This window comes from Sagittula sp. (assembly GCF_052825245.1).
On sequence record NZ_JBRBWD010000036.1, the window covers coordinates 24,214 to 49,853 of the forward strand.

A 25,640-nucleotide genomic window follows, 5' to 3' on the forward strand; every position below is an offset into this window, starting at 1 on the left:
CGCGCGGGACAGGAATGCCAGTGGGTGTTGTGGCAAAGACGGGAGTGCGCGGGGGGCTTCCGGCATCCGGTGGATCAGGCGCCCGGCTGCCCGCGGGCGCAGGGGCGCGCTTCGATGCGGGGCGGTGGCCGCCGCAGGTCAGGTCAGCGTGGCGATGATGCTGCGCAGCGTGGCGATGCCATCGCCTTTCTCGCTGCTGGTCACGACGATCTCGGGGTATGCAGCGGGGTGCTTGGCCAGCTGGCCGCGGACCTGATCGAGGATCTTGTCGTGTGCCACGCCCTTCACCTTGTCCGCCTTGGTCATCACGACCTGGAAGGTCACGGCAGAGCGGTCGAGCAGGGTCATGATCTCGTTGTCGACGGGCTTTACCCCGTGGCGATGGTCGATCAGGACGAAGGCCCGGCGCAGGGACACACGCCCGGCAAGATACGCCTTCAGCAGGGCCTGCCACTTCTCGACGACCTGCACCGGCGCATTGGCAAAGCCGTAGCCCGGAAGGTCCACGAGGTAGCGTTCTCTGCCAAGCGTGAAATAGTTGATTTCCTGCGTGCGGCCCGGCGTATTCGAGGCGCGGGCCAGTCCCTTGCGGCCGGTCAGCGCGTTGATCAGGCTGGACTTCCCGACGTTGGAGCGACCGGCAAAGCAGACCTCTGCCCGGTCGTCGGGCGGCAGGCCGTCCATGGCCACGACGCCCTTGAGGAAGTCGACCTCTCCGACGAACAACTTGCGCGCGGCCTCGCGCGCAGCGTCATCGGGTTCTTCGGCCAGCGGAAAGCGCAGTTCCATCACAGGCACCTCACGTCGTCGCCGATGGCGATCCGGCCGGGGCGGACGACTTCTGCCCGGACGGTGAAATCCCGGTGGCCCCAGCTGTCGAGCGCGCCGAGCACGTCATGGTCGCGGGTGCCGGTGTCGGGATTGTTGTGGGTGGCAAGGCAGCGGTCGGTCCGTTCGCGGACGTGCAGCACGGCCTCTCCGATCTGGACCTCGCGATCCATCCAGTCGAACTCTTCCCACGGAGCGCCGCCGTCGAACCACAGGTTGCCGCGCCAGCGATGCACGGAGAGCGGTTGCCCCACGCGTTGTTCCACCGCGCGGTGCGACGAGAGGTTGCCAATGGTGATCGACGGAAACTCGCTGTCGGTGAAACCGCGCGTCTCTCCGCGCACGACGCGGGCCGACTGTGCCCGGTTCTCCGGCACGAAGCCGCGGGTCCAGTCGATCAGCAGCTCGCCCTCGGAATCGGGATCGAAGGTCAGGTCCGGGCGATCCGGATGAGAGAGCGTCACGACGCCCCGCTCTTCGTCAAGCCGGGCGGTGATCGCAGCCAGAAGCGGCGCCTTGGTTCCGATCGAGAAGTTGTTGCAGCGCACCCAGCGGCTGCCATCGGCGTCGCTGTGTTCGTGCGCCACGGCCCAGTGACGGTCCCAGGGCAGCGTCTGACCGGGCGCAAGCTGCGCCTCGGTCAGGGCCTCTCGGCCATGGCTCTTGATCGGGAACCGCCAGATCTGGGTCAGCCGCGCGGTCATTTCTTCGCGGCCGCCTCACCCTTCTTGCCACGTTTGAAGCTGCCCCTGATGTTGCCAAGCACGTCGGGGTGATAGCCGTGGCTGCGCATGATCAGGTACTGCTGCGTGAAGGTGATCGTGTTGTTGGTGATCCAGTAGACCACGAGACCGGAGGCGAAGCCGCCGAGCATGAACATGAACACCCACGGCATCCAGGCAAAGATCATCTGCTGCGTCGGATCGGCCGGCGCCGGGTTCAGTTTCTGCTGAAGCCACATGGAGATGCCGAGCAGGATCGGCAGGATACCGATGAAGACCAGCGCGAGGATGGAACCCGCCTCGGGCGCGGCCCAGGGCAGCAGACCGAACAGGTTGTACAGCGAGGTGGGGTCAGGTGCGCTGAGGTCCTGGAACGGCCCGAAGAAGGGCGCGTGCCGCAGTTCCAGCGTGACGAAGATCACCTTGTAGAGCGAGAAGAAGATCGGGATCTGCAGAAGGATCGGCAGACAGCCCGCGGCGGGGTTCACCTTTTCCTTCTTGTAGAGCGCCATCATCTCCTTCTGGAGCTTCTCGCGGTCGTCGCCCGCGCGCTCCTTCAGCTTCTCCATCTCGGGCTGCAGTTCCTTCATCTTCGCCATGGAAGCGTAGGACTTGTAGGCCAGCGGGAAGAGCAGGATCTTCAGCAGGACGGTCAGGCCGATGATGGCGATGCCCATGTTGCCGATCACGCCGTGCAGCCAGTGCAGGACAGCGAACATCGGCTTGGTCAGGAAGAAGAACCAGCCCCAGTCGATGCTGTCGAGGAAGCGGTCGACGCCGTTCTTCTGGTACTCGCGGATGGTTTCCCATTCCTTGGCGCCGGCGAAAAGCTGGCTGGTGACCTGCTGGGTCTGGCCGGGAGCCACGGTCATCGTCGGCATGCGCGCCGTGGTCTGGTAGATGTCGTTGCTCTGGTTGTGGAATGTGCTGATCTTGGTCCCGGGCTGGGTCGGGATCAGGATGCTCATCCAGTAGTGGTCGGTGAAACCGGTCCACCCGGCGGTCTCCATGGTGGTGTCCTGGTGCTGACCGGCGCTCTGGAAATCGTCGTAGTCGGTTTCCGCCAGTTCGCCGTCGATCATGGAAATCCCGCCTTCGTGAAGAATGAAGAAGTTCTTCACGTTCGAGGGTTCGCCATGGCGGGCCAGCACGCCGTAGGGGGCCAGCGAAACGGAGGCATCGCTGGCGTTCTCGACGGTCTGGGTGACGGTGAACATGTAGTCCTCGTCGACCGCGATGGTGCGGCGGAAGACCAGGCCCGACGGGCTGTCCCAGCGCAGCGTCACGGGCGTCTCGGTGGTCAGCGTCTCGCCGGTCTCGACACTCCAGACGGTGTTGGCGCCGGGCACCTCCTCCATCGAGAGGCCGCCGCCGGGGGCCCAGCCGTACAGCGTATAGTAGGCATCGTTGGAGCCCACGCGCTGGAACACCTGGACGATCTCGTCGCTGTCGAGCGAGACTGTGTAGTCCTTGAGGCGCAGGTCGTCGAGGCGTCCGCCGGTCAGGGCGATGGAGCCTTCGAGACGCGCGGTTTCCACCGGCAGGCGGGGCGCGTCCGCGGCGGCGCCGACGGGCTGTCCGGTCGGGGCCGCGGCTTCGGTGCCGGGGGCCGCGTTCGGGACGGCGGCGACGCCGGGCGCCGGGTCGGCAGTCTGCGTCACCTCAGCTGGGGCATTGGGATCCTCGACCGGCTCCTGCGGTGGGAAGAGAATGAACCATACGAGGATGACAACGAAGCTGAGCGCCGTTGCCAGGAATAGGTTCTTGTTCTGTTCATCCATCGGGGGGGCCTGCCTTTCCACTTGAAAGTCACCGCCGGGTTCAATCGTCCCCGGCCTGAAAGGTCAAGCGGATTCCGGTCATATATGCGAGATGCGGCCCATGGTAACAGGCAGGCGCAGCGCGCCGCACGGCGAGATCAGCCGGAACTGCGTCCCAGCCGCTGTGCCCCGGCGATGCGTTCGTCATGCTGATGCGCCCATTCGGCGATCTGGTCGGCGGGCATCGGGCGGGCGATCCCGAACCCCTGGACATGGTCACAGCCAAGCTGTGCGAGGAGGGCGTGTTCGCCCACGCTTTCCACCCCTTCGGCCAGCGTTTCGAGGCCCAGCCGGTCGGCCATGCCCAGGATTGCGGCCAGCATGCGGTGCTGGTCCTCGTCCCGGTCGATGCGCGTGACAAAGCTGCGGTCGATCTTCAGCCGGTGCACCTTGAACCGGCGGAGCGAGGTGATGGAGGCGTGGCCCGTGCCAAAATCGTCGAGGTCGATCTGGCATCCCAGCTTGCCCAGTTCCACGATGTTGCGGGCCACGACTCCTTCGGGCGAACTGGCAATGACGGTTTCCAGCACCTCGACGCCAAGCCGTTCCGGCGTCAGCCCGAAACGGTCCAGCTCCCATTGGATACGCTCCACCAGTCGGGGATCGCGCAACTCCTGGTCGGAGAAATTGACACTGACCCGCGGGATCGACAGCCCGGCGGTGTCCCAGCTGCGCAGCGCAGTAAGCGAGTGTTGCAGAATGACCTCGGACAGGCGTTCCATACGGCCCGCGTCTTCGAGAACACGGAGGAACTGTGCCGGGGGGACGATGCCGCGGGTCGGATGGATCCAGCGGGCCAGCGCCTCCACCCCGCTTATGCGCCCGGTGGACGTGCACAGCTGCGGCTGGAACCACGGCTGGATCTGCCCGGCGGCAAGGGCGCGGTCGACCTCGGACTTGAGGGTCTTCTGCTCCGTGTGCGCGAGCCGCATGTGTTCCGACCAGGCGCGGATGGCGGAGGGGCCGTTGGCGACCGCCTCGGCAAGGGCGACCTGCGCCGCTTCGAGAAGCTGCGCGCCCTTCGCACCGGATGGCATGCGAGGACTGCCGCAGAACCCGACGGAGGCCGACAGGTAGCGCATGGAATTCTCGATCGCCGCGGGCTCTTCCAGCGCGTTCTGGATGCGGGTCGCCAGTTGCAGCAGCGCCTCCAGATCCAGCCTGAGCGACGGGCCGAGCAACACGAGGAAACGGTTGTCGCCCATGCGCACGGCGGTGTCATCGCGGCGCAGGGCATTGCGCAGCCGCGACAGCGACAGGTCCCGCAGAGTGTCGGCGGTCGTGTCCCCTGCCTGCTGCGAGACATCGTCCAGCCCGGCCAGTTCCACGATCATGCAGGCGGTGGACAGATTGGCGGCCACTGCGCGATCCAGCGCTTGCTGGGCAAGGGACCGGGAGGTGTCCTCATCCGCGAGATTGCCCTTACGCTCGGCGGGGTCCTCGGGCGCCTCGGGCGGCGCGCCGTTGGCGAAGACATAGAGCAGCGGGGCACAAAGGGCGGTCAGGATCAGCAGCGGTTCGCCACCCAGCCAGAAGGCGGTCAGCACACCGGCGGGCAGGAAAGCGAGCACCTGCGGCCCGTGCAGGCCACGGCGCAGGAGGATCCGAAGTCTGCCGAGGCTCTTGTCGAAGGAAACCTTCATCTCTGCCCGTCCCTTTCCATTCGGAAGGGAGACTAGAAGTCGGGAGTAACCCGCTCCTTAACGCAGAGATCAGAAGTCGCTCGAATTGCTTGTTTTGCCGCCGATATCCAGCCCTGCGAAGTCGAACAGCTTCGGGTCGAGCATGTGCGACGGCCGCACGTTTGTGAGCGCCTTGAACATCACCTGCCGTCGTCCGGGACTGTTTCTTTCCCAGCCGTCGAGGATCTGCTTGACCTGCTGCCGCTGCAGGCCGTCCTGGCTGCCGCACAGATCGCAGGGGATGATCGGGTAGTTCATGTCGCGGGCGAACTTTTCGCAGTCGGCCTCGGCGACATGGGCGAGGGGGCGGTACAGGAACAGGTCGCCTTCCTCGTTCACCAGCTTCGGTGGCATGGTCGCAAGGCGCCCGCCGTGGAAGAGGTTCATGAAGAAGGTTTCAAGGATGTCGTCGCGGTGATGTCCCAGCACGACGGCAGAGCAGCCTTCCTCGCGCGCGATCCGGTACAGGTGTCCGCGCCGCAGCCGGGAGCAGAGCGCGCAATAGGTCCGGCCCTGAGGCACCTTGTCCATGACGATGGAATAGGTGTTCTGATACTCGATCCGGTGCGGCACCTGCATTTTTTCGAGGAACTCGGGCAGCACGGTCGCCGGAAAGCCGGGTTGCCCCTGGTCCAGGTTGCAGGCCAGAAGCTCGACTGGCAGCAGGCCGCGCCACTTCAGCTCGTGCAGGATGGCGAGTAGAGTGTAGCTGTCCTTGCCGCCGGACAGGCAGACAAGCCAGCGCGCACCTTCCTGCACCATGCCATACTGGTCCACCGCCTCGCGCACGTTCTGCACAAGCCGCTTGCGGAGCTTCTTGAACTCCGTCGTCTTGGGGGCCCCGTAAAAGAGCGGGTGGATTTCGTCGTTGTCGTCGAGCATGGCGGCGGCTTAGCCGTTCGCATGCCGCCGCGCAATGGCGACGCGCATGGCATGGCCCGCTACAGCGCAGATCCGCGCGGCGTGGCAGCCGCGCGGCCTCTGTCAGAACAGCCCGGCGCTCGGCGGCAGTCCGGGCCGCAGGCTGCGCTGTTGGGGCGGCAGACCCAGGTCGCGCCGCAGGTGCGGGGGCAGCTCGTTGGCGAACACCGGCGGAGGCCGCCGCTTGCGGCCCTGGCGGGACAGCAGGGTGAACAGCACGGCGCGCAGCACCGGAAGGGCACCGTGCCGGCTGATGAGAGTGCTGATTTCGCCGCGAACGGGCGACGGATTTGGAATCGTGATCATGAGAGACTTCCCAAGGCACAGACGCCAAGGGCTCCTGCTTGAAGAAAGGACCGAGCCGGGGACCGGGTCATGCGAAAGGCATGGGGCCGGTGTGGAGCGGTTTATGGATGTGTGATGAAAGTGTGCCTCTGGTCAGAGGCGGGGGGCGTTACGCGGCGCAGCGATAGGTTGCGGATCGCAGGCCCCATGCAGTCATCGGGACAGCCTTGCGGGGCGCATTTTGCTTGGTCATCATGCACTCCTTCTCTGTCAGGTTGACGTGCGCCGCCCTGTTAGCAGGAAAAGCCGAAAAATGAAGAGATGTTTGCGGCCACGGGCGAAAGATCGTTCCGCTGTGGCCGACCGGCATCAGACAGGCGCTCAGTCGGGGACGTTGTCGATGCCCGAACCACCCCAGGGGTGACACCGGCCGATGCGCCGCGCGGCGAGCCATGTCCCCCGGAAAGCGCCGTGCTTTTCAAGCGCTTCCAGTGCGTAGGCAGAGCATGTGGGATGGTAGCGGCAGCCGTGGCCCACCCAGGGCGATCCCACCAGCCGATAGGCCCTGACAGGCAGCGAGACCAGCCAGGCGGCGGGCGTCATTCCCGCCCCCCGTGCACGACCGCCAAGGCCTTGCGGAGATCGTCCTGAAGCAGATCGAAGGGGCGGTCCGCGGTCTTTTCCGCGCGCCCGATCAGGACATAGTCGTGGTCCGGGTGCACGCGTCCGGGCATGACCAGACGTGCAATCTCGCGCAGGCGGCGCTTGGCCCGGTTGCGAGCGACGGCGTTGCCGACCTTCTTTGAGCAGGTGAAGCCGACCCGCGGGCCTTCGGCCTCACCGGGGTCGCGTTTGCGGGCCTGCAGAAGGAAACCTTCGCAGGGCACGCGACGCGCGCGCGCCGCCTTCAGGAAATCCGGTCGGCGCTTGATGACCGTCAACGGCAACAAAGCCGCCTCGGCTTCAACCGGGGCGGCTTTCGAAGGCGCCATGACGGCGCCAGCCGTGTCGTCCTTGCGGGTCAGGCTCAGGCGCAGAGGTTCTTGCGGCCACGCGCGCGGCGGGCGTTCAGAATCTTGCGGCCGGCTTTGGTTGCCATGCGGGCACGGAAGCCGTGGCGGCGCTTGCGGACGAGGTTGGACGGTTGAAAGGTGCGTTTCATCGCGGCTACTCCGGTTCATTGGCAGGCGAGAAGACAGTGCGAGTCGCCCGCCAGGGACGTTGGAAGCCCTGCCTATAGGGAAGAGGACTTCACTTGTCAAACACCTGTTGAGAAACTTCTGCGCTGTCGTAACGGCGCAGGCAAATGACACGGCAAATGGCCGCGCGCCCCGCCGTAGTGAGCGATTTCAGCCTGTTGCGCAACCGGCTTCACGGCAGTTCCGTTTGTTACAGTGCCCCGACTTCGCGGGCTGCCAATGTTTCAGAACCGGAGCGCCGGACCCGTGTTTGTCACGTTTCCGCGTCCCGAAGATCAAGCGGGTGTGAGAACCCTGTTTCCGGGGAGGCGCCCGGCGCATCTTTGGGGCAGGATGGCCGCACACGAGGGACAGGACCATGAGCGAAATGACAGACCCGAGGGCCCGCGCGGCCGGACTGAAGCGGCACCTGCCGCTGATCCTGATCGCTGCGGTTGCGCTTTTCGGTGTGTTTACGCTGCGCGACACCCTCAGCTTCGAGACGCTGGCCGAGAACCGCGATGCGCTGATTGCCCTGCGCGACGACCATTTCGTGCTGATCGCCGCCGCCTTCGTGCTGATCTACGTGGCCATCGTCGGCTTTTCCCTGCCGGGCGCCGCGGTGGCGTCGATCACCGGCGGGTTCCTCTTCGGGCTTGTGGGCGGCACCGTGCTGAACGTGATTTCGGCGACCGCGGGCGCCTGCCTGATCTTCCTCGCGGCCCGCGCCGGTCTGGGTGAAATGCTGTCGGCGCGCATGGATGCGTCGGAAGGGCGGATCGCAAAGCTGCGCGACGGGCTGCGCGAAAACGAGATCAGCGTGCTTTTCCTGCTGCGGCTCGTGCCCGCCGTGCCGTTCTTTGTCGCGAACCTGCTGCCCGCGCTGGTCGGGGTGCGCTTTCGCAACTACGTCTTCACCACCGCTCTGGGCATCGTGCCGGGCGCCATCGTGTTCACGTGGATCGGCGTCGGTGTCGGCGAGGTGTTTGACCGGGGCGAGACGCCGGACTTGTCGATCTTGTGGGAGCCGCATGTGATCGGCCCGATCCTCGCCCTCTGCGCGCTGGCGGCCTTGCCGATGGTCATCAAGGCGGTGCGCGGAAAGCGCGAGATCTGAGCTGCGGGACCAATGCAAGGAGGGGCCGGGCGGTCGTCCTCGTCATCGCCGCCCTTGCGCCGGATACCATCGGCATGGCCCGTTAAACCAAGCCTAATATCACCAAGACCCGGGAAGGCACCTGACCCATGCAAAAGCTGTCCTGCGACATTCTCATCCTCGGTGCCGGGTCGGGTGGCCTGTCCGTCGCCGCGGGTGCCAGCCAGATGGGCGCCGACGTCATTCTTCTGGAAGGTCACAAGATGGGCGGCGACTGCCTGAACTACGGCTGCGTGCCGTCCAAGGCGCTGATTGCCGCGGCAGACAGGGCGCACATGATGGGGCGGCTCTGCTCCTACGGCATCGCCAACGTCACGCCGGACACGGATTACGCGGCGGTGCAGGATCACATAGCCGGTGTCATCGACCAGATCGCGCCGGTCGACAGCCAGAAACGGTTCGAGGGCTTCGGCGTGCGGGTCATCCGTGCCTTCGGGCGGTTCGTCGCGCCGACGGAGGTGGAGGCAGGCGACCACAGGATCACCGCGCGCCGCATCGTGATCGCCACCGGCTCTTCCCCGATGGTGCCGCCCATTCCCGGGCTCGACACGGTGCCATACCTGACGAACGAGACGCTCTGGTCGCTGAAGACGCGGCCGGAGCACCTGCTGATCATCGGCGGCGGTCCCATAGGGATGGAAATGGCGCAGGCGCACCGCAGGCTTGGCTCTCGCGTGACGGTGCTGGAAGGGGCGAAGGCGCTTGGCCGTGAAGACCCCGAATGCGCCGCCCGCGTGCTGGAGGCGATGCGCGCCGAGGGCGTCGAGGTGATCGAGGAGGCAAAGGTCACGCGCGTTGGCGGCACCGAGGCGGATGGCGTGTCGGTGGTCCTGGAGGACGGCCGCGAGATCGCGGGCTCTCATCTGCTGGTCGCGGTGGGACGTCGCGCGAATACGGAGAACCTCGGCCTCGACACCGCGGGGATCGAGACGACGGGCACCGGGATCAAGGTGGACGCCGCGCTGAAGACCACGAACCGCAAGGTCTACGCCATCGGCGATGCGGCAGGGGGGCTGATGTTCACCCATGTGGCAGGCTACCACGCCGGGATCGTCGTCCGTTCTGCCGTTCTGGGTCTGCCTGCGAAGGCCGGCACCGCCCACATCCCGCGCGCCACCTACACCCGCCCGGAACTGGCGCAGGTCGGGCTGACGGAGGCCGAGGCCCGCACCGCGCACGGAGATCGCCTTGAAGTCGCTCGCTTCGACTTCGGCCACAACGACCGCCTTGTCGCCGAGCGGTCCGCGCAGGGGTTCATCAAGGCGATGGTGGTCCGCGGCCGGCCCGTGGGCGTGTCCATCGTCGGCCCCCAGGCGGGTGAACTGGCGAACTTCTGGTCGATGGTGATTGCCAACAATCTCAAGATGAGCGCAATTTCTGCGATGGTTTCGCCCTATCCGACTGTTGGAGAGATTAACAAACGGGTGGCCGGAGCCTATTTTTCCCCCAGATTGTTCGAAAACCAGACCGTGAAGACGGTTGTGCGCCTGATCCAACGATGGCTGCCCTGAGAAATTGACCTGACCGCCCCATGCTGACCTCCCAATGCTAACCTCGCTCTCTGGCCGTTTCCTGTTTCTCACGGTGATCTTCGTGATGCTGGCCGAAGTGCTGATCTTCGTGCCCTCGATCGCGCGCTTCCGCGAGGACTTCCTCGAGTCGCGGCTGGAGCGGGCGCAGATCGCGTCCCTCGCGCTCTTGGCCGACGACATGCTGTCCGAGGAACTGGAGGCGGAACTGCTGGACAATGCAGGCGTCTTCAACGTCGTGCTCCGCCGCGACTCCATGCGGCAACTGGTGCTGACCTCTCCGATCCCCGGCGAGGTCGACGTCACCTTCGATCTGAGGGAGGCGAGCGCCTGGGACCTGATGCGGGACGCGCTCTACAGGCTGATTGCGGGTGAGCCGGCGATCATCCGGGTGATCGGCGCCCCGTCGCGCGACGCGGGCCAGCTGATCGAAGTGACCATGGACACAACCGAACTGCGCACCGCCATGGTCGACTACGGGCTGCGCATCCTTTTGCTGTCGGCGGCGATCTCGGTCATGACCGCCCTGCTGCTGTTCCTTGCCGTCCGGCGGCTGATGGTGCACCCGATCAAGCGTGTGATCGGCCACATGATGCGTTACGCCGAAGCGCCCGAAGACGCCCGCCGCATCATCGCGCCCTCGGCCCGGGTCCGGGAACTGCGCGAGGCGGAACAGGCGCTGCAGGCGCTCGAGACGCAACTGACCCAGGCGCTGCGCCAGAAGGAGCGGCTGGCCCAGCTGGGCGGTGCCGTGGCACGCGTCAGCCACGACCTGCGCAATATCCTGACCTCGGCCCAGCTGTTCACCGACCGGATCGAGATATCCGAGGACCCGGCGGTCAAGCGCATGGCGCCGAAGCTGGTGAACTCCATCTCGCGGGCCGTGTCGCTGTGCGAGAACACGCTGGCCTTCGGTCGGGCGGAGGAACCCGCACCCTCACTGACCCTGTTCAACTTCGCCGAACTCACCAACGAGGTACTGGAGGCCGAGCGGCTGGCCATCGGCGACTCCGACCTTTCGCTGTCGGAGGACGTGCCTGCCAGCCTGATGATCCGGGGCGATCCGGAACAGATCTACCGTGCGCTCGCCAACCTCGTCCGCAATGCGCGGCAGGCGATCATCGCCACCGGCAAGCCGGGCGAGATCTCCGTAGCCGCATGGGCGGAGGACGAGGCCTGGGTCATCAATGTGACGGACACCGGCCCGGGCCTGCCGCCCAAGGCGAAGGAGCACCTGTTCCAGCCGTTCCAGGGCGGCGCACGCAAGGGCGGCTCGGGTCTGGGTCTGCCGATCGTGTCGGAGCTGATCCGGGGGCACGGCGGCACGCTGGCACTGAAGCGCAGCGACGAGACCGGGTCGTGTTTCGAGATCCGCCTGCCGATGGGGGACATGAGTTGAAAAATCTCGAGAATGCCCCTTGCGCATCCCGGACACGGACGGTACATGCACGCCTCACGGACCGATAGCTCAGCTGGATAGAGTACTTGACTACGAATCAAGGGGTCGGGGGTTCGAATCCTCCTCGGTCCGCCAGAATTTCAAAACCGCGCCGGTGCCTCCGGTGCGGTTTTTTCTTGTCTTCGATGCTCTTTCAGTAGGCGGCTCTCGCAGCGGCAATCGATAAGGCGCAAGGCAGAGGGGTTGAACGAAGCCGTGTCCGGTTCCTCCAGCGTCCTAATGCCTGCTCTTCGCTGAACCTCGGTCGCTCCTCTATACGTTTCCTCGTCGGAGCGGACTTTATCGTAGCCCGGAGGGAGGGGCTGGGCGCAGGTCAATGGGCTCTTGAAAGGCTCGAACGGCGCGGGTTTCGATCCTGAGCGAACCACTTCGTCTAACATTTGATGCTCGAACGCAGCGCCCCTATCATTCTTGCATTTTCGATGGCGATTGCGCTCTGGTCCGCAAAGCTGCGGGCGATCTGTACGGTTCTTTCGTCGAACGGACGCAATTGTTGACGATAGATCGTGAACGCCCCTATGAGGCGTTTTCCAGCCAGCATCGGGATCGCAGTGAAGGAACGCGCGCCGCCCAGCACAGCCGTTGCGTGGCGGAGGGGATCGTTCTGGCGAAAGATCGGCTCAGCCCGCACGTCGGGGATGTTGACGACATCCAGGCTCCTCTCGAGCCTGCCGATTGCCGTCTGCGGGCTCGGCCTGTAGCTCCCGCGCTCCTCCCACCAGTCCTCGAACGCCGGTGGTATGCCCTTCATGAATCGCGCGGTAAATCCGGTGCCCGGGCCATAGGTCAGCAACAATCCGAACTGAGCGTCGCAGAGCTCCAGCGCGTAGCCCAGAAGCGCTTCGATGACGTCGTCGATCCGGCCCTCCGACCGGCTGATGATGCGAAGGACTTCGCCAATCGCCTGTTCGCGACTGAGCGCCTCTTCGAGGCTCAGGGCCAGTTCCGAGATGATCGCGGCCTGGTCGGTCTCTTCGCTTGTCGCGACCGCGTCGCCTTCGAGGATCTTGAAGAGTTCCAGTTTCGAGGAAATGCCGAGCTTTCGGTAGATCGATGCCAGATGCGTGCGCACCGTGGACGGCGCTATGCCAAGCTGGTCCGCGATCCGGTGGTAGGTGCCGCCGTTGGCATAGGCGCGCGCGATCTCGGTTTCCCGTCCGCTCAATCGTTCCTTGTCCACTGTCGGGCCTCGAAAATGGCTGACGCAAACCATCTTGCTCGGCACCTGCAGGCTTGCCAATACCGCATTTGCATGAGGGCTTATCGGGCAAGTGCAGCATGAAACGTGATGCGTCTGGCCGATACTCACGTTCAGTGGGCGAGTGTAATCTGCCGCAATACTTTGGTCACAGACGTCATTCGGAGCAGGTCCGCATGCCTCAGCAAGTCCTACCGCAAAGATGGCGCATATTGGCTCTGCTGTTTCTGGTGCGCATGACCATGGCGATCCAGTTCCAGATGGTGGCTGCACTGTCCCCGGTCATCGAGGATGCCTTTGCCGTCAGCCTTGCCAATGTCGGCATCCTGATTGGCCTGTATTTTGCCCCCGGCATCTTCATAGCGGCGCCTGGCGGGGCGCTTGGGCGATACTTCGGTGAGAAGCAGGTCGTTCTCGCGGGGCTGGGCTTCATGTTGATCGGCGGGGTCATGATGACCGTGTCGGGCGACTGGTCCATGCAACTCCTTGGACGCCTTTTCTCCGGCGTGGGAGGCGTCTTTCTGAACGTGCTGTTGACCAAGATGGTGTCGGACTGGTTCGCGGGGCGGGAGATCAGCCTGGCGATGGCCGTTTTCGTCAATTCATGGCCGGTCGGGATCGCGGTTGCCTTGATCGGCTTGCCGGTCGTTGCGGTGTCAGGTGGGCTGAGGCTTGCCATGGGTCTTGTCACCGGGCTGATCGCCGTGGCGCTGCTTGGACTGTGGGCGATGTATCGCGCGCCCCGGGACGGCGCGCAATCCGCCGTGGCAATGTCCGGCAGCGTGCGTGGCGCCCTCCTTTGGGCAGTGCTGGCTTCGGGGGCGATCTGGGGCCTTTACAATGCAGCGCTGGCCATCGTGTTCAGCTTTGGCCCGCAACTGTTCGTCAGCCGCGGCATGGGCCTCGCAGAGGCGGGCTCGGTGACGTCAATCGTGCTCTGGTGCCTTGCCATCATGGGGCCAATTGCCGGGAATCTGGCGGATCGGAGCGGCCGCAGGCTTCAGATCATCGCGCTGGGAAACCTGAGCTTTGCGTTCTTCGTCGTCTTGGGCTCGGTCATCGGGAACTCGGTCGCCTGTGTCGTAGCGATCGGTCTGTCCTCGGGCGTAGCGGTCGGCGCGATGGTCAGTCTGCCCTCGCTGATACTCCCGCCTGCGTCGCGGTCTTTGGGCATGGGTCTCTTTTTCACCGTCTACTATGTCTGCATCGCGGCCGGACCGATGGTGGCGGGGCAGGTTTCAGAGCGGGTGACGCTCGCGGCAACGTTCCAGCTGGCGGCGGTACTGCTGGTCATCACCGTCGGTCTCTTGCCTCTCTTCCACTGGCTGTCGGCGAAGGTTTCAGCGGGGTCGGCACTTGAAGGCGCCAAAGCCAAGTTGGTTTGACCCCTCAATGCCACCTTGATGAACCCACACGCTGAATGGCAGGGTGCATCATGCTTCACCGTTTCCCTCTGGCAGGTGATCGGCGGCGACGACCCCGCGACGGTGCTGCATGATCGTTGCCGGACAGGGCGTGCGGCACTACCCTCATCGGCTGGAGGATGTGTCCGGGTTCATGTCCGCTTTACCCGAATGCGGTAGGCCACCCCGACGATACATGCGAGCCGGGAGGCGGAGGAGCACGACACGTCACATGCCAGTGGTCGGCGAACAGATCGCTGCCCTGCCGTTGCGGTGGAGCGACAAGGACAGGTTGCAGGTCCTCATGGTGACCTCTCGTGACACCGGCAGGTGGGTCATGCCCAAGGGCTGGCAGATGGACGGAAAGCAACCCTGGACCGCGGCCGAGATCGAGGCCCTGCAAGAGGCAGGCGCGGTCGGTCACGTGGGGCGCCAGCCCATCGGGTCCTTCAGCTACGCAAAGATCCTGTCCAACGGGTGCATCGTGCCCTGCACCGTCCGCGTCTACCCCATGCTGGTCGAAACGCTGCGCCGCGACTGGAAAGAGCGCAAGCAACGCAAGCGGCGCTGGTTCTCGATGAAGGGCGCGGCGAGGTGTGTGGTGGAGGAAGATCTGGCGCAGCTTCTTCTGGATCTGGACCACAAGCAGCGCTCCCGCATGCTGTGGCGCGACCTGAAGAAACGGCGAGTCTGAGGGCCTCTACGGTCATGGAATAGGCGCGGCCACCTGGCAGCCGCGCCGCAGGATTGTCAGAGGTCGCTAAACCTTCAGTCCACCGGCAGCCCGCTTGGCACCCGTGCCGGGCGGCCCAGCGGGCGCTGCAGCGCGGTCTTGCCGGTCAGCGCCCCGAGGAAGGCCTCCAATGCCACGATGTCCTCCTCGACCATCGCAACGGGCACGATGTCCAGTGCCCTGGCCTGCCGCTGCTGTTCCTCGCGATGGGTGACGATGGTGAAGTCCTCGATGCTCAGCCAGGGCACATCGGGCAGGCGGGCCATGCCGGGCGACCAGCGGGCGCGTGTCGTGACCGGATCGCACATGTGGCGGATCATGTCGCGCAGGTCGCTGTAGGCACCGTTGTGCCCCCACGGCCCGGTCAGCGTGACGTTGCGCAGGCTTGGAACGCGGAACTTGTAGGCGTCCGCCGGATCGCCCGTGGTTTCCATCCGGCCCATGTCCACCGGCAGGAGGTTGCCTTCGAACTTGCGGCCGGGCCCGAACTGCGGAACGCCCGCGGCATAGAAGTTCTGGTCGGTGAACAGCGGGCCGCTGTGGCAAGTCACGCAGCCGGCATCGCCGAAGAACAGCTCCCGCCCGCGCTCGGCCAGCGGTTCGAGCGGCGTGCCGTCGCGCAGGTAGTCGTCGTAGGGGCTGTCGAAGCTCTGCCATTCCGTCCCGATGAAGGCGGCGATGGCATTGACGATATCCACGATGCCGATATCGTCGGCGCTGGTCATTTCCGGGTAGGCGACAAGGAACGCGGCCTCGTACCCGGGGTTGTCGCGCACGCGTTGCGCAATGGTGTCCCAGCCTTCGGTAAAGCTCGCCTCGAAGGCGTCGGCCACCGGGTTGTCACCGGCGCGGCCCTTCATCTCGTCGGCGGAGGTCATGGGGAAAAGCGCCTGCGCCGCGAGAGGCGAGTTCAGGCCGGAGGGTGTCTGGTCCTTTGCCGGGGTGCGGAACCCGGAGGGCTGATCCGCGTCCACCTCGACCCGCCCGTCATGGAACAGCACGCGGCGGTCGCTGTGCCCGAGGTTCCAGAGGGCCGGGGCATTGCGCGGGATGCGGGCCTTCACACGTGTGGTGCCGACAAGGCCGGACAGTCGGTCTGGCCCAAGGCCGTACCCGCCTTCTCCGATGCCGAGGCTGACGCCGTCGGCGCCGTGCAGACTGTGGTGATGGCAGGTGGCGCAACTGATGTTCATGTTGCCGGACAGGATCTTGTCGTAGAACAGCAACCGCCCGAGCCGCGCCTGCGCCGGGTCGAATTGGGTGAAATCGTCGGCGTCCATTGGCTCGGCATGGGTGGGCGCGCCGGACAGCACCGCCGCGGCACAGCAGGCGATGAAGACGCGGGTCAGCGTCTTCAGGAAATGCGTTGTCAGAGGCATGGCAGACCTTTGATCAATGGGAAGGAAGTATGGATGACTAAATCGTGATCTCGTTGACCAGACAATGCAAGTAGCAGGTGTGCAATGGAAATCTTCGGAGTTACCCCACAACTCGCCGATTTCCGTCAATGAACTGGCAATTATTCCCGATTCAGGGATGTGCTGGACCTAGCGAAACGCCCATTCAGGATGCGCCTTTCAGGCATCGTCGTGGATCAGGCGAGCCGCCCGAACAGGCCGGCATGGAACAGGAGCGGCGCGCCGGGGCGGGCCGTGACCTGAAGGACGTGACCGACGAGGATCGAATGGTCGCCGCCGTCATGCGCGGCATAAAGTTCGCATTCGAACCGGGCGAGGCAGCCTTCGATCAGCGGTGCGCCGTGCGGCCCGGTGGCCCAGTCCAAGTCGTCGAATGCGTCGCCCGCCTTCGCGAAACGCTTGCACAGGCTTTCCTGTTCGGCCCCGAGGACATGGATGGCAAAGTGCTTGGCCGCCATGAAAAACGGGTAGCGCGAAGAAGCCTTCGCCGGCGACCACAGCACCAGCGGCGGTTCCAGCGACAGGCTGGCAAAGCTGTTCGCGGTGATCCCCAGTGGCCCGGTTGGCGTTTCGCAGGTGATCACGGTCACGCCCGTGGCGAAACGGCCCAGTGCAGCGCGGAAGGCACGGGGATCGGCATCCGCCGGATCAAAGCTCTCGTGGCCGGTGGACTGTGTCACCGGCGGGCCTCAGGGCACTTCGTGGCCGAGGGCGAGGGTATAGAGTTCAAACCATGTCTCCCGGTCGAGCGTCACCCGGGAGGCATCGCCGATCCGGGCAATACGCTCAAGGGTGTTCGTGCCCAGGACCGGCAGAATGCTTGCCGGATGTGTCATCAGCCAGGCGACGGCGACCGCTGCGGCATCAACGCCCTGTTCTTCGGCAATCCCGTTCAGCCGCGCGCGCAGGGGCGCGCTGGATTCCGCGAACAGGGCGCCACCGCCAAGCGGCGACCATGCCATGACCGGGTGACCGTGCCGCTGGTGAAAGGCGAGGTCGCCGTTGGTCAGCGGCTGATGATGCAGCAGCGAGATCTCGATCTGGTTGGTGGCTAGCGGGGTGGTCATGCCGGATTGCAGCAGTTCCCAGTCCCACGGGCGGAAGTTCGACACGCCCACGGCGCGGACCTTGCCGCTGTCGATCAGCTCGTCCAGCGCCGCCCCGGTTTCCACGTGGTCCATGAGCGGGTCGGGGCGGTGGATCAGCAGCAGGTCGATGTGATCGGTCCGCATCAGCTTCAGGCTGGCGTCGACCGAGCTGCGGATGTGCTTGCGCGTCGTGTCGTAGTGTTTCACCCGGTGCCCGGCGTGCCGGCCCACGGGCGCGACGATGTCGCACTTGGTGACGATCTCGACCTCTTTGCGCAGGTCAGGGGTCAGGGCGCCGCCCAGGATCTCCTCGGCCATGTAGCCGCCGTATATGTCGGCCTGGTCGAGGGTGGTGATGCCCTGGTCGAGGCAGGCGGCGATCTTGTTGCGGACGTGCTCCGGCGAGGTGTCGGCATCGTCGCCGAGCCGCCACATGCCGTAGACGAGGCGCGAGAACGACAGGTCGTCGGTGATCTGGATGCGGGGGGTCATCGGCGGGCTCCTGCGGCAAGCGGCGTGTCGGGGGCGGTGGCCGGCACCCTGCCGTATGCTTCGGGCAATGAACAGGTCTTCAGGTGTGGCAAAACCCGGCTGCCGAAGTGGCGGCATTCGTCCAGATGCGGATAGCCCGACAGGATGAAGGCGCGGATGCCCATCCGGCGGTACTCTTCCAGTTCGGACAGCACCTGATCGGTGGAGCCGACGATCGCCGCCCCGCAGCCCGACCGCGCCCGGCCGATGCCGGTCCAGAGGTGCCGCTCAACATAACCGTACTGGTCCGCCAGTTCGCGCGCGCGCGCCTGATGCGAAACGCCAAGGGAGCCCGCGTCCAGCGCACGTTCGCGGATCAGGCGGCCCATCTCGTCGTCGAGTTTCGAGGTGATGTGTTCGGCGTATTCGCGGGCCTCGGCCTCCGTATCGCGGACGATGACATGGACGCGCAGGCCGTAGTCCAGCGTGCGCCCATAGCGTTCCGCCACCGCGTTCACCGCCTTCATCCGTTCCGCGATCTGGTCCTTGGGTTCGGGCCACATCAGGTAGACATCGCAATGCTGGCCGCACAGTTCCAGCGCGTCGGGAGAGTAGCCGCCGAAGTAGAGCAGCGGTCCGCCGGTCTGGTAGGGGCGGGCGGGATCGGTCGTCAGGCCATGGAAGCTGTAGACCTCGCCGTCGTGGTCGATCTGGTCGCGGGTCCAGGCCTTCTTCAGGATTTCCACCACCTCGCGGCTGCGGCGGTAGCGAAAGCTGCTGTCCGCCTTCTCGCCGGGGAAATCGGACGAGATGATGTTGACCGTCAGCCGCCCCTCCAGCATGTGATCCAGCGTCGCGATGGTGCGGGCCAGCATGATGGGTTGCATCTCGCCGCAGCGCACGGCGGCCAGCAGGTTGATCTTCGAGGTGATCGGCGCGCAGCCCGCGACGAAGGACAGGGTATCCTGCCCCACCTGGTAGCTCGACGGGCAGAGGATGTTGCGGAAACCCTGCTGCTCCGCCTCCTGCACGATGGAGGAGCAATGCGCCCAGGACGACCTTAACCGGCCCTCAGGAACTCCGAGGTATTCGTAGTCGTCGGAACAGAGCGCCGCGAACCATGACACCTCGGCGGCGTCGAGATCGGGGGAGGTGATGGGCACAACGGTCATAAGATGTCTCCGGTCCGCATTTTCCATATTGCTTAGCCGCGGATTTTGGGTAGATCAATGGTGTATCAATTTCGGATTGCGCGCAATGACCGACCGCTACGCCCTGCCCCTGTACCTCCAGATCAGCGAGATGCTGATCCGCGAGATCAATGCCGGGCGCCTCACGGACGGGGTGCGCCTACCGCCCGAACGCGACTACGCCGCCAAGCTGGGGATTTCCGTCGGAACGCTGCGCAAGGCGCTGGCCGACCTGACGGAGAAGGGGCTCTTGGATCGGGTGCAGGGGTCAGGCAACTACATCCGCGCGCGGGCCGACGTGCAGGCGGTCTATGCCTTCTTCCGGGTCGAACTGCTGGAAGGCGGCGGCCTGCCCACGGCCGAGGTCCTTGACGTGGCGAGGGTACCGAAGCCCGATGACCTGCCTGCGTTCGGAACGGACAGGGAGGCGTGGCGCATCCGCCGCCTGCGCCGTCTGAACCGTGTGCCCGCGATCCTCGAGGAGGTCTTCCTCGACGCCTCCTACGCGGCAAAGATGACCCGCGCCGACCTGTCGGAGTCGCTCTACCTGTTCTACCGCGACAAGCTTGGGCTGATGATCGGCCGGGTGGAGGACCGGATGACCGTCGCGCCGGTGCCCGACTGGGCGCCTGCGTCTTACGGCTTGGCCGTAGGCACGCCGACGCTCCTGGCCTCGCGCATCAGTTTCTCGCGCGAGGGCGCGCGCGCGGAGGTGTCGCGCGGCTGGATCGACACGACAGTTGCAACATACGTGGCACGGCTGAAATGAAGGACCTCTCTCTCGCGACCGTCAATTACGGTGTCATCGGCTGCGGCATGATGGGGCAGGAGCACCTGCGCAACATCGCCCTTCTGCCCAATGCCCGCGTCGCCGCCATCTACGAGCCGTCGGAGGCGATGGCCGGCGCGGCACGCGCCCTTGCCCCCGGGGCCGGGCAGGTTTCCTCTGTCGACGACCTTCTGGCCCAGCCTGACCTCGACGCGCTGCTGGTCGCCAGTCCGAACCACCTGCACCTGTCGCAGCTCGAACGGATTGCAGAGCTGAGGCCGCTGCCGATCCTCATGGAGAAGCCGCTCTATACCGAGCCCGAGGATGCGGCACGCGTCGCGCGTATCGCGGCCAGTTATCCCGCGCCGATCTGGGTGGCGATGGAATACCGCTACATGCCGCCTGTTGCGACCTTCCTGCAGCAGGTGGAGGCCGCGACCGGCGGTGTGAAGATGCTGACCATCCGGGAACACCGCTTTCCGTTCCTGCCGAAGGTCGGCGACTGGAACCGCTTCAATCGGAACACCGGCGGCACGCTGGTGGAGAAGTGCTGCCACTTCTTCGACCTGATGCGCCTGATCCTGAAGTCCGACCCGGTGCGGATCATGGCCAGCGCCGGGCAGGAGGTGAACCACCTCGACGAACGCTATGGCGAGGAGGTGCCCGACATCTGGGACAGCGCCTATGTCATCGTCGATTTCGCCAACGGCGCCCGCGCCATGCTTGAGCTTTGCATGTACGCCGAAGGTTCCCGCTACCAGGAGGAGCTGTCGGCTGTCGGCCCCGCTGGCAAGATCGAGGCGCTGGTGCCCGGACCCACCCGATTCTGGCCCTGCCCCGCATCGGAGGCGCCGGTGCCGCAGGTCATTGTCAGCCCGCGAAGCCCGAAGGCGCCGCGCATCGTGGAAATACCCGTCGACCCGACTCTTCTGGATGCGGGCGACCACAACGGTGCCACCTATTATCAGCATGTCCGATTCCTGAACGCGGTGCGGAACGGCGCGCGCTGCGAGGTCTCGCTGCAGGATGGGGCCTGGGCGGTGAGAATGGGATTGGCCGCACAACTTGCGGCACAACGCGGCCAGGCGATGCATTTCGATAGTTGCTGAGACCGCCGCATTTTTGCCACAAGATGACGCAGAACTTGCGATTTATCCTGATCAAAGCGACGTGAGGCGGCACCAACGTCAATTTCGCCTAGCGACTGAGACCAAAATAAGTTAACCGGTCATCAGAGCAAAAAATGCCCGTCATATAAAAAAATCGACGGGCGCAGAGGCAAGAGCGGTGTAGTGATGAATGCGATTGAATTCGTGATCCGTACCCCTGAGGGTGCGGTGGAACGCGGTTCCGTTGGTGGTGAAGGACAAGGTTTTCTTCTTGCTGGCGGCGCAGGTAACGATATTTCCCTCAACATCGGTCAGAGCGACCTGCGCGGCTACGACCGGGCGGCCAATGACCTGTTGATCACCCTTGCCGATGGCCGTGTGATCGTGCTGGAGGACTACTTCAGTTCGGGCAGCGCGGGCGCCGCGAACAGCCGTCTCTTCATCAGCGCCAACGGCGAACTGAACGAGGTCAGCTTCGTCGAGACCGAGGGCGGCGTCCTGTTCGCCCAGTACGGCCCGACGGAGACATGGGGCAAGTGGAGCCCGTCCGACTCGCTGATCTTCATCGACGATCCGGAAGTCGTGGCGCAGGGTGTTTCCGACTTCGACGGGGAGGGCGAAGAGGCCACGATGCTCGCGGCTCTGCCGCTGCTCGGCCTGGGCGGCGCGGGGGCTGGCGGCCTTGGCGCGCTTCTGGGTCTGCCGCTTCTGGTCGGCGGCAAGGGCGGCGGCGGTGGCGACGGCGGCGACGGGTCCTCGGGCGACAACTGGATCGCGCCGACCGTCGACAACCCGGATGAATCCTACAGCATCAGCGGCAACGACGATCCCACCCTGACCGTCACCGGCACGGCCAATCCCGGATCGGTGATCGAGGTGGTGATCGGCGACGACACGGTCACCGCGACCGCCGGCGAGGACCGCACGTGGGAGGTGATCTTCACCGGCCCCGAGTTTCCCGATGACGGCAGCTACGAGGACATCGACGTCACCGTCACCGATCCGAACGGCACGGTCACCGATCTCGACGGCCCGTCCTTCGTGATCGACACGACGCCCCCGGCCATCGACATCACGGATGGCACCGTCTCGCTGGGCGACATCGTCAACGCGGTCGATCATTCCGATGGCGTGACGATCACCGGGACCGGCGAGCCGGGCGCGGAACTGACGATCACCATCGGCACCGTGTCGGAAACGGTGATCATCGGCACGGACGGCGCGTGGAGCTTCACCTTCGACGACACCGTCTTCCCCGAAGGCGAATACGTCACCGATTTCTCGATGACCGCCACCGATGCCTTCGGCAACAGCACCACGGTCACCGATCAGGTTCAGATCGACACGGTCAACATGGTGGCGCTCGACAACGTGCCGCTGACCGGGGACGACCTGATCTCTGCCGCCGAACATGCCGCCGGTGTGACGCTGAGCGGTACGTCCCAGCCGGGCAATGCGATTTCCGTGGTGATCGCCGGCGTGACCCAGACCGCGACCGCCGATTCCAGCGGCGCGTGGTCCGTGACCTTCGGTAGCGGCGACCTCGCGCCGGGCACCTATACGGCCACGGCGGATGTCACCGCTACCGATGCGGCGGGCAACGTCTCCACGACCTCGCAAAGCTTTGACGTGGATACCGAGCAGGCCGTGACCATCGACACCGGCAGCGTTGCCGTCGACGGCGTGGTGAACGGTGCAGAGTATGGCTCTGACGTGACCGTGACCGGCACGGGTGAGGCCGGATCGGCGATCACCGTGACCTCCGGCGGGCTGACGCTGGGCACGACGACCGTGGCGCAGGACGGGACCTGGACGCTCGACTTCTCGCCGTCGCTGATCGACGGCGCGCCGGGTCATTCGGAGCTGGGATACACCGGCACGCTGACGGCCACGGCCGTGGATGCCGCAGGCAACACCACATCCACTTCCGGCACAGTGACGGTGGACCGCAACACCTCGCTTTTCGCCAGCTTCGACGATGCCGACTTCGTGGTGAACGCGTCCGAACGAGCGGCGGGTGTGACCCTGACGGGCGGGGCAGAGCCGGGCGCGACCATTGCCGTCGCCATCGGCGGCCAGACCCTCAGCGCCACCGCCGACAACACCGGCGCGTGGAGCGTGACCGTGGCCCCCGCGCTGATCCCCGAAGGGGTCGGCACGCTGGGCGCCTCCGTCACCGCGACCGATCTTGCGGGCAACACCGCGACGCAGACCGTCAGCATCGCCGTCGACACCCAGACCGCCGTGACCGTGAACACCGCGACCGTCGAAGGCGACGGCGTGGTGAACGCGACCGAGGCGCAGGACGGCTTTGTCCTCACCGGCAACGCAGAACCGGGCGCGCGCATCACAGGCACGGTCGGCGCCGCGGGCGGCACGCCCTTTGCCATCGATACCGTGGCCAACGCGAACGGCACATGGAGCATGACGGTCCCTGCCGCGTCCATCCCGGCGGGCGAAACGGCGCTGAACGTGGCCGTCACCTCGACTGACGTGGCGGGCAACAGCGCCAGCACCTCCGGCAGCATCGCCGTGGACACGCTGAACACCGTCACCATCGCCACCTCCACCGTGGAAACCGATGGCGTCATCAACTTTGCCGAGCGCGCGGATGGTGTCGTGCTGACCGGCACGACCCAGCCCGGCTCCTCGGTGCAGGTGACGCTGGGCAACGTGACCCACGCAGCGACCGTCGCCGCAGACGGCACCTGGAGCGCGAATTTCGCCGCGGCCGAGATCCCGACGGGCGAGACGACGCTGACCGCCAGCGCCACTTCCGTCGACGCCGCAGGTAACGCGGCCACCGCATCCGGCAGCGTCGAGGTGGACACCTTTGTGCGCAACTTTGCCCTGACCTCCACGCCCGGTGGCGCGGACGGGGTGATGAACGCCGCCGAAGTCTCGCAGGGTCTGACCCTGACCGGCACCACCGAACCCGGCGGCGCGGTGCAGCTGACGCTGAACGGTCAGACGGTGAACGCCACTGTCGATGCGACCGGCAACTGGACGGCGTCTTTCGCCTCCTCGCAGCTGCCGACGGGCGAGACGACCACCGTGCTGACCGCCGTGTCGACCGACCGTGCAGGCAACACGCAGACGATCACCCAGAACGTGGTGATCGACACCGACGCGGGCCACCTGACCATCGACCCGGACCCGGTGGAAACCGATGACGTGGTGAACTTCGTCGAGGCGTCCGATGGCGTGGTGCTGACCGGGACCTCCACCCCGGGCCAGTACGTCGATGTCACCATGCAAGGTGTCACCCACCGGGTGCTGACCGATGCCAACGGCAACTGGGTCGCGCCCTTCGCCGCGAACGAGATCGTGCCCGGCACCTATACCGCGCAGATCACCGCGCAGATCGTCGACAGCGCGGGCAACACGCTGACCCGGACGGACAGCGTGAAGGTGGACACCGAGGTGCAGAACTTCGCCACCTCCACCGATCCGGTCGAGGGCGACAACGTCATCAACGCCGCCGAGGCGTCGGACGGCTTCACCCTGAAGGGCACGACGGAGCCGGGTGCCACGGTCTCTGTCAGCTTCAACGGTGTCACGCACAACGCGACGGTGGACAGCCAGGGCAACTGGTCGGTGGACTTCTCCGCCGCTCGGGTTCCGTCGGGCGAGATGCCGGCCTCTGCCACGGTGAACACCACCGATGCGGCGGGCAACACGGCGACGACGCAGGTCAACTTTGCCATCGACACGCTGGTGAACCAGCTGGAGACCACCGGCACGGTGGCGGGCGACGGCGTGGTGAACTTTGCCGAGGCCGCAGCGGGCATTACCCTGACCGGCAACGTCGAACCCGGCTCGACCGTCGAGATCGAGATCGACGGCCACACCCATGTGGCGACGGTGGCCGCGAACGGAAGCTGGACGGTCGATGTGCCGTCCTCCTCGATCCCGACCGGCACGCTGAGCACGCCGGTGGTGATCTCCGCCGTGGACGCAGCGGGCAACACCGCCTCGATCACCGAGACGCTGAGCATCGACACCGAAGCGCCCGACACGCTGAGCTGGACCGGCTACGGCCGCAGCGGCGGCGGGGTGGCGCAGGTCTGGACCGACACCACCGCCGACGACCTGTTCCTCGGCAAGGTCGGCGATCCGTCCGGCAACCCGAACGTCTCGGAGGTGCAGATCGCCAACACCGTGTCGGCGGGTCAGGACACTTACCTGTTCCTGCAGAACACGGTCGCGGACGGCACGCACCTCGTGCTGGCGTCCACCGACCAGGCGGGCAACACCTCGGGCGCGTATCTCGTGACGGACGATCCGAACACCAACCAGGTGCAGATGTCGGACGACATCGCCTCTGCGCTGCGGCAGTTCAACATCGACACGATCGACCTGCACTTTGCCGAGGACAGCCAGCTGACGATCACCGAAAGCCAAATCCAGGCGCTGTCGTCCACGACCGATACGGTCGCGATCCACGGCGGGTCGGACGACATGGTGGCGATCACCGGCGCCACCGCGAACGGGACGGTGACGCAGGACGGCAATACCTTCAACGTCTTCGAACTGGGCGGGTCCACCGTCCTGATCGACGACGACATCACCAACGTGGTGATCTGAAGACGGACACCCGCGCAAAGGGTGCACAAGCAAGACATTCGGAGGTCCGGATCAACCGGGCCCCGAATCCCGGTAATCAGAGCAGTCGGGCCGA

Annotated in this window: 22 protein-coding genes and 1 tRNA gene; 9 read left to right on the forward strand and 14 right to left on the reverse strand. The window is 65.6% G+C overall.

Going from position 1 to position 25,640, the window contains the following annotated elements:
* Positions 1-138: 138 nt before the first annotated feature.
* From yihA to rpmH, 9 genes are all read right to left on the reverse strand, one after another.
* Entirely contained in the window at positions 139-789 is a 651-nt protein-coding gene (gene yihA / locus ACU0DV_RS15795) for a ribosome biogenesis GTP-binding protein YihA/YsxC (protein ID WP_446241098.1), read from the reverse strand.
* On the reverse strand, positions 789-1,532 hold the full coding sequence (locus ACU0DV_RS15800) for an MOSC domain-containing protein (RefSeq protein ID WP_446241097.1): 744 nt from the start codon (positions 1,530-1,532) through the stop codon (positions 789-791). Before ACU0DV_RS15800 ends, yihA begins: the two co-directional genes overlap by 1 nt.
* On the reverse strand, positions 1,529-3,331 hold the full coding sequence (yidC, locus tag ACU0DV_RS15805; RefSeq protein ID WP_446241096.1) for a membrane protein insertase YidC: 1,803 nt from the start codon (positions 3,329-3,331) through the stop codon (positions 1,529-1,531). The genes ACU0DV_RS15800 and yidC overlap by 4 nt, the downstream gene beginning before the upstream one ends.
* Before the next feature lie 137 nt (positions 3,332-3,468).
* Positions 3,469-5,013: a putative bifunctional diguanylate cyclase/phosphodiesterase gene (locus tag ACU0DV_RS15810; protein ID WP_446241095.1), complete on the reverse strand. Its 1,545-nt coding sequence runs from the start codon at positions 5,011-5,013 to the stop codon at positions 3,469-3,471.
* A gap of 69 nt (positions 5,014-5,082) precedes the next feature.
* Positions 5,083-5,934, reverse strand: coding sequence for a tRNA 2-thiocytidine(32) synthetase TtcA (ttcA, locus tag ACU0DV_RS15815; RefSeq protein WP_100928253.1), 852 nt, complete (start codon positions 5,932-5,934; stop codon positions 5,083-5,085).
* 102 nt (positions 5,935-6,036) lie between these two features.
* Positions 6,037-6,279 carry a hypothetical protein gene (locus tag ACU0DV_RS15820; protein ID WP_283981973.1) on the reverse strand — a complete coding sequence of 81 codons (243 nt, stop codon included), beginning with the start codon at positions 6,277-6,279 and terminating at the stop codon, positions 6,037-6,039.
* A 360-nt stretch (positions 6,280-6,639) separates the two neighbouring features.
* Positions 6,640-6,861: a membrane protein insertion efficiency factor YidD gene (yidD, locus tag ACU0DV_RS15825; protein ID WP_100928251.1), complete on the reverse strand. Its 222-nt coding sequence runs from the start codon at positions 6,859-6,861 to the stop codon at positions 6,640-6,642.
* The gene (gene rnpA / locus ACU0DV_RS15830; protein WP_446241094.1) at positions 6,858-7,250 is read right to left on the reverse strand and encodes a ribonuclease P protein component; all 393 of its coding nucleotides are present in this window, start codon (positions 7,248-7,250) and stop codon (positions 6,858-6,860) included. The genes yidD and rnpA overlap by 4 nt, the downstream gene beginning before the upstream one ends.
* Before the next feature lie 35 nt (positions 7,251-7,285).
* Positions 7,286-7,420, reverse strand: a complete 135-nt coding sequence (rpmH, locus tag ACU0DV_RS15835) for a 50S ribosomal protein L34 (protein WP_005854912.1) — start codon at positions 7,418-7,420, stop codon at positions 7,286-7,288.
* A gap of 395 nt (positions 7,421-7,815) precedes the next feature.
* On the opposite strand from rpmH, the gene ACU0DV_RS15840 reads away from it, so the two are divergent.
* The 4 genes from ACU0DV_RS15840 to ACU0DV_RS15855 all read left to right on the forward strand — a co-directional run bounded on the left by ACU0DV_RS15840 (position 7,816) and on the right by ACU0DV_RS15855 (position 11,655).
* On the forward strand, positions 7,816-8,553 hold the full coding sequence (locus ACU0DV_RS15840) for a TVP38/TMEM64 family protein (protein WP_446241093.1): 738 nt from the start codon (positions 7,816-7,818) through the stop codon (positions 8,551-8,553).
* A gap of 128 nt (positions 8,554-8,681) precedes the next feature.
* Positions 8,682-10,103 carry a dihydrolipoyl dehydrogenase family protein gene (locus tag ACU0DV_RS15845; protein WP_446241092.1) on the forward strand — a complete coding sequence of 474 codons (1,422 nt, stop codon included), beginning with the start codon at positions 8,682-8,684 and terminating at the stop codon, positions 10,101-10,103.
* 34 nt (positions 10,104-10,137) lie between these two features.
* Positions 10,138-11,520 (forward strand): sensor histidine kinase, encoded by a 1,383-nt coding sequence (locus ACU0DV_RS15850; RefSeq protein ID WP_446241091.1) that lies wholly within the window; start codon positions 10,138-10,140, stop codon positions 11,518-11,520.
* Positions 11,521-11,578: 58 nt separating this feature from the next.
* Positions 11,579-11,655, forward strand: a tRNA-Arg gene (locus ACU0DV_RS15855).
* A 298-nt stretch (positions 11,656-11,953) separates the two neighbouring features.
* Here the strand turns inward: ACU0DV_RS15855 and ACU0DV_RS15860 are convergent.
* Complete coding sequence (locus tag ACU0DV_RS15860) at positions 11,954-12,760, reverse strand: LuxR C-terminal-related transcriptional regulator (protein ID WP_446241090.1); 807 nt, start codon at positions 12,758-12,760, stop codon at positions 11,954-11,956.
* A 230-nt stretch (positions 12,761-12,990) separates the two neighbouring features.
* Between ACU0DV_RS15860 and ACU0DV_RS15865 the strand changes: the two genes are divergently transcribed.
* Both ACU0DV_RS15865 and ACU0DV_RS15870 read left to right on the forward strand, forming a co-directional pair.
* The gene (locus ACU0DV_RS15865; protein WP_446241089.1) at positions 12,991-14,163 is read left to right on the forward strand and encodes an MFS transporter; all 1,173 of its coding nucleotides are present in this window, start codon (positions 12,991-12,993) and stop codon (positions 14,161-14,163) included.
* Positions 14,164-14,413: 250 nt separating this feature from the next.
* Positions 14,414-14,875 carry an NUDIX hydrolase gene (locus ACU0DV_RS15870; RefSeq protein WP_446241088.1) on the forward strand — a complete coding sequence of 154 codons (462 nt, stop codon included), beginning with the start codon at positions 14,414-14,416 and terminating at the stop codon, positions 14,873-14,875.
* Between the two features lie 74 nt (positions 14,876-14,949).
* On the opposite strand, the gene ACU0DV_RS15875 is transcribed toward ACU0DV_RS15870, so the two are convergent.
* The 4 genes from ACU0DV_RS15875 to ACU0DV_RS15890 form a co-directional block, all read right to left on the reverse strand.
* The gene (locus tag ACU0DV_RS15875; RefSeq protein ID WP_446241087.1) at positions 14,950-16,293 is read right to left on the reverse strand and encodes a cytochrome-c peroxidase; all 1,344 of its coding nucleotides are present in this window, start codon (positions 16,291-16,293) and stop codon (positions 14,950-14,952) included.
* A 215-nt stretch (positions 16,294-16,508) separates the two neighbouring features.
* Entirely contained in the window at positions 16,509-17,012 is a 504-nt protein-coding gene (locus ACU0DV_RS15880; RefSeq protein ID WP_446241086.1) for a flavin reductase family protein, read from the reverse strand.
* Positions 17,013-17,021: 9 nt separating this feature from the next.
* Entirely contained in the window at positions 17,022-17,912 is an 891-nt protein-coding gene (locus ACU0DV_RS15885) for an aldo/keto reductase (RefSeq protein WP_446241085.1), read from the reverse strand.
* A complete protein-coding gene (locus ACU0DV_RS15890; protein WP_446241084.1) occupies positions 17,909-19,063 on the reverse strand; it encodes an LLM class flavin-dependent oxidoreductase in 1,155 nt (384 codons plus the stop codon). The genes ACU0DV_RS15885 and ACU0DV_RS15890 overlap by 4 nt, the downstream gene beginning before the upstream one ends.
* An 85-nt stretch (positions 19,064-19,148) precedes the next feature.
* On the opposite strand from ACU0DV_RS15890, the gene ACU0DV_RS15895 reads away from it, so the two are divergent.
* From ACU0DV_RS15895 to ACU0DV_RS15905, 3 genes are all read left to right on the forward strand, one after another.
* Positions 19,149-19,850, forward strand: a complete 702-nt coding sequence (locus ACU0DV_RS15895; RefSeq protein WP_446241083.1) for a GntR family transcriptional regulator — start codon at positions 19,149-19,151, stop codon at positions 19,848-19,850.
* The gene (locus tag ACU0DV_RS15900) at positions 19,847-20,959 is read left to right on the forward strand and encodes a Gfo/Idh/MocA family protein (RefSeq protein WP_446241082.1); all 1,113 of its coding nucleotides are present in this window, start codon (positions 19,847-19,849) and stop codon (positions 20,957-20,959) included. Before ACU0DV_RS15895 ends, ACU0DV_RS15900 begins: the two co-directional genes overlap by 4 nt.
* Before the next feature lie 186 nt (positions 20,960-21,145).
* A complete protein-coding gene (locus ACU0DV_RS15905; RefSeq protein WP_446241081.1) occupies positions 21,146-25,546 on the forward strand; it encodes an Ig-like domain-containing protein in 4,401 nt (1,466 codons plus the stop codon).
* The last annotated feature ends 94 nt before the right edge of the window (positions 25,547-25,640 follow it).

What these genes read in the sequence shown, in the direction of transcription:
- ACU0DV_RS15810 (WP_446241095.1), bottom strand. Translation starts at nt 5,013, where the DNA reads ATGAAGGTTTCCTTCGACAAGAGCCTCGGCAGACTTCGGATCCTCCTG.
- yidC (WP_446241096.1), bottom strand. Translation starts at nt 3,331, where the DNA reads ATGGATGAACAGAACAAGAACCTATTCCTGGCAACGGCGCTCAGCTTC.
- ACU0DV_RS15800 (WP_446241097.1), bottom strand. Translation starts at nt 1,532, where the DNA reads ATGACCGCGCGGCTGACCCAGATCTGGCGGTTCCCGATCAAGAGCCAT.
- ACU0DV_RS15850 (WP_446241091.1), top strand. Translation starts at nt 10,138, where the DNA reads ATGCTAACCTCGCTCTCTGGCCGTTTCCTGTTTCTCACGGTGATCTTC.
- ACU0DV_RS15820 (WP_283981973.1), bottom strand. Translation starts at nt 6,279, where the DNA reads ATGATCACGATTCCAAATCCGTCGCCCGTTCGCGGCGAAATCAGCACT.
- ACU0DV_RS15870 (WP_446241088.1), top strand. Translation starts at nt 14,414, where the DNA reads ATGCCAGTGGTCGGCGAACAGATCGCTGCCCTGCCGTTGCGGTGGAGC.
- rpmH (WP_005854912.1), bottom strand. Translation starts at nt 7,420, where the DNA reads ATGAAACGCACCTTTCAACCGTCCAACCTCGTCCGCAAGCGCCGCCAC.
- rnpA (WP_446241094.1), bottom strand. Translation starts at nt 7,250, where the DNA reads ATGGCGCCTTCGAAAGCCGCCCCGGTTGAAGCCGAGGCGGCTTTGTTG.
- yihA (WP_446241098.1), bottom strand. Translation starts at nt 789, where the DNA reads ATGGAACTGCGCTTTCCGCTGGCCGAAGAACCCGATGACGCTGCGCGC.
- ACU0DV_RS15885 (WP_446241085.1), bottom strand. Translation starts at nt 17,912, where the DNA reads ATGACCCCCCGCATCCAGATCACCGACGACCTGTCGTTCTCGCGCCTC.
- ttcA (WP_100928253.1), bottom strand. Translation starts at nt 5,934, where the DNA reads ATGCTCGACGACAACGACGAAATCCACCCGCTCTTTTACGGGGCCCCC.
- ACU0DV_RS15900 (WP_446241082.1), top strand. Translation starts at nt 19,847, where the DNA reads ATGAAGGACCTCTCTCTCGCGACCGTCAATTACGGTGTCATCGGCTGC.
- ACU0DV_RS15895 (WP_446241083.1), top strand. Translation starts at nt 19,149, where the DNA reads ATGACCGACCGCTACGCCCTGCCCCTGTACCTCCAGATCAGCGAGATG.
- ACU0DV_RS15890 (WP_446241084.1), bottom strand. Translation starts at nt 19,063, where the DNA reads ATGACCGTTGTGCCCATCACCTCCCCCGATCTCGACGCCGCCGAGGTG.
- ACU0DV_RS15845 (WP_446241092.1), top strand. Translation starts at nt 8,682, where the DNA reads ATGCAAAAGCTGTCCTGCGACATTCTCATCCTCGGTGCCGGGTCGGGT.
- ACU0DV_RS15840 (WP_446241093.1), top strand. Translation starts at nt 7,816, where the DNA reads ATGAGCGAAATGACAGACCCGAGGGCCCGCGCGGCCGGACTGAAGCGG.
- yidD (WP_100928251.1), bottom strand. Translation starts at nt 6,861, where the DNA reads ATGACGCCCGCCGCCTGGCTGGTCTCGCTGCCTGTCAGGGCCTATCGG.
- ACU0DV_RS15875 (WP_446241087.1), bottom strand. Translation starts at nt 16,293, where the DNA reads ATGCCTCTGACAACGCATTTCCTGAAGACGCTGACCCGCGTCTTCATC.
- ACU0DV_RS15905 (WP_446241081.1), top strand. Translation starts at nt 21,146, where the DNA reads ATGAATGCGATTGAATTCGTGATCCGTACCCCTGAGGGTGCGGTGGAA.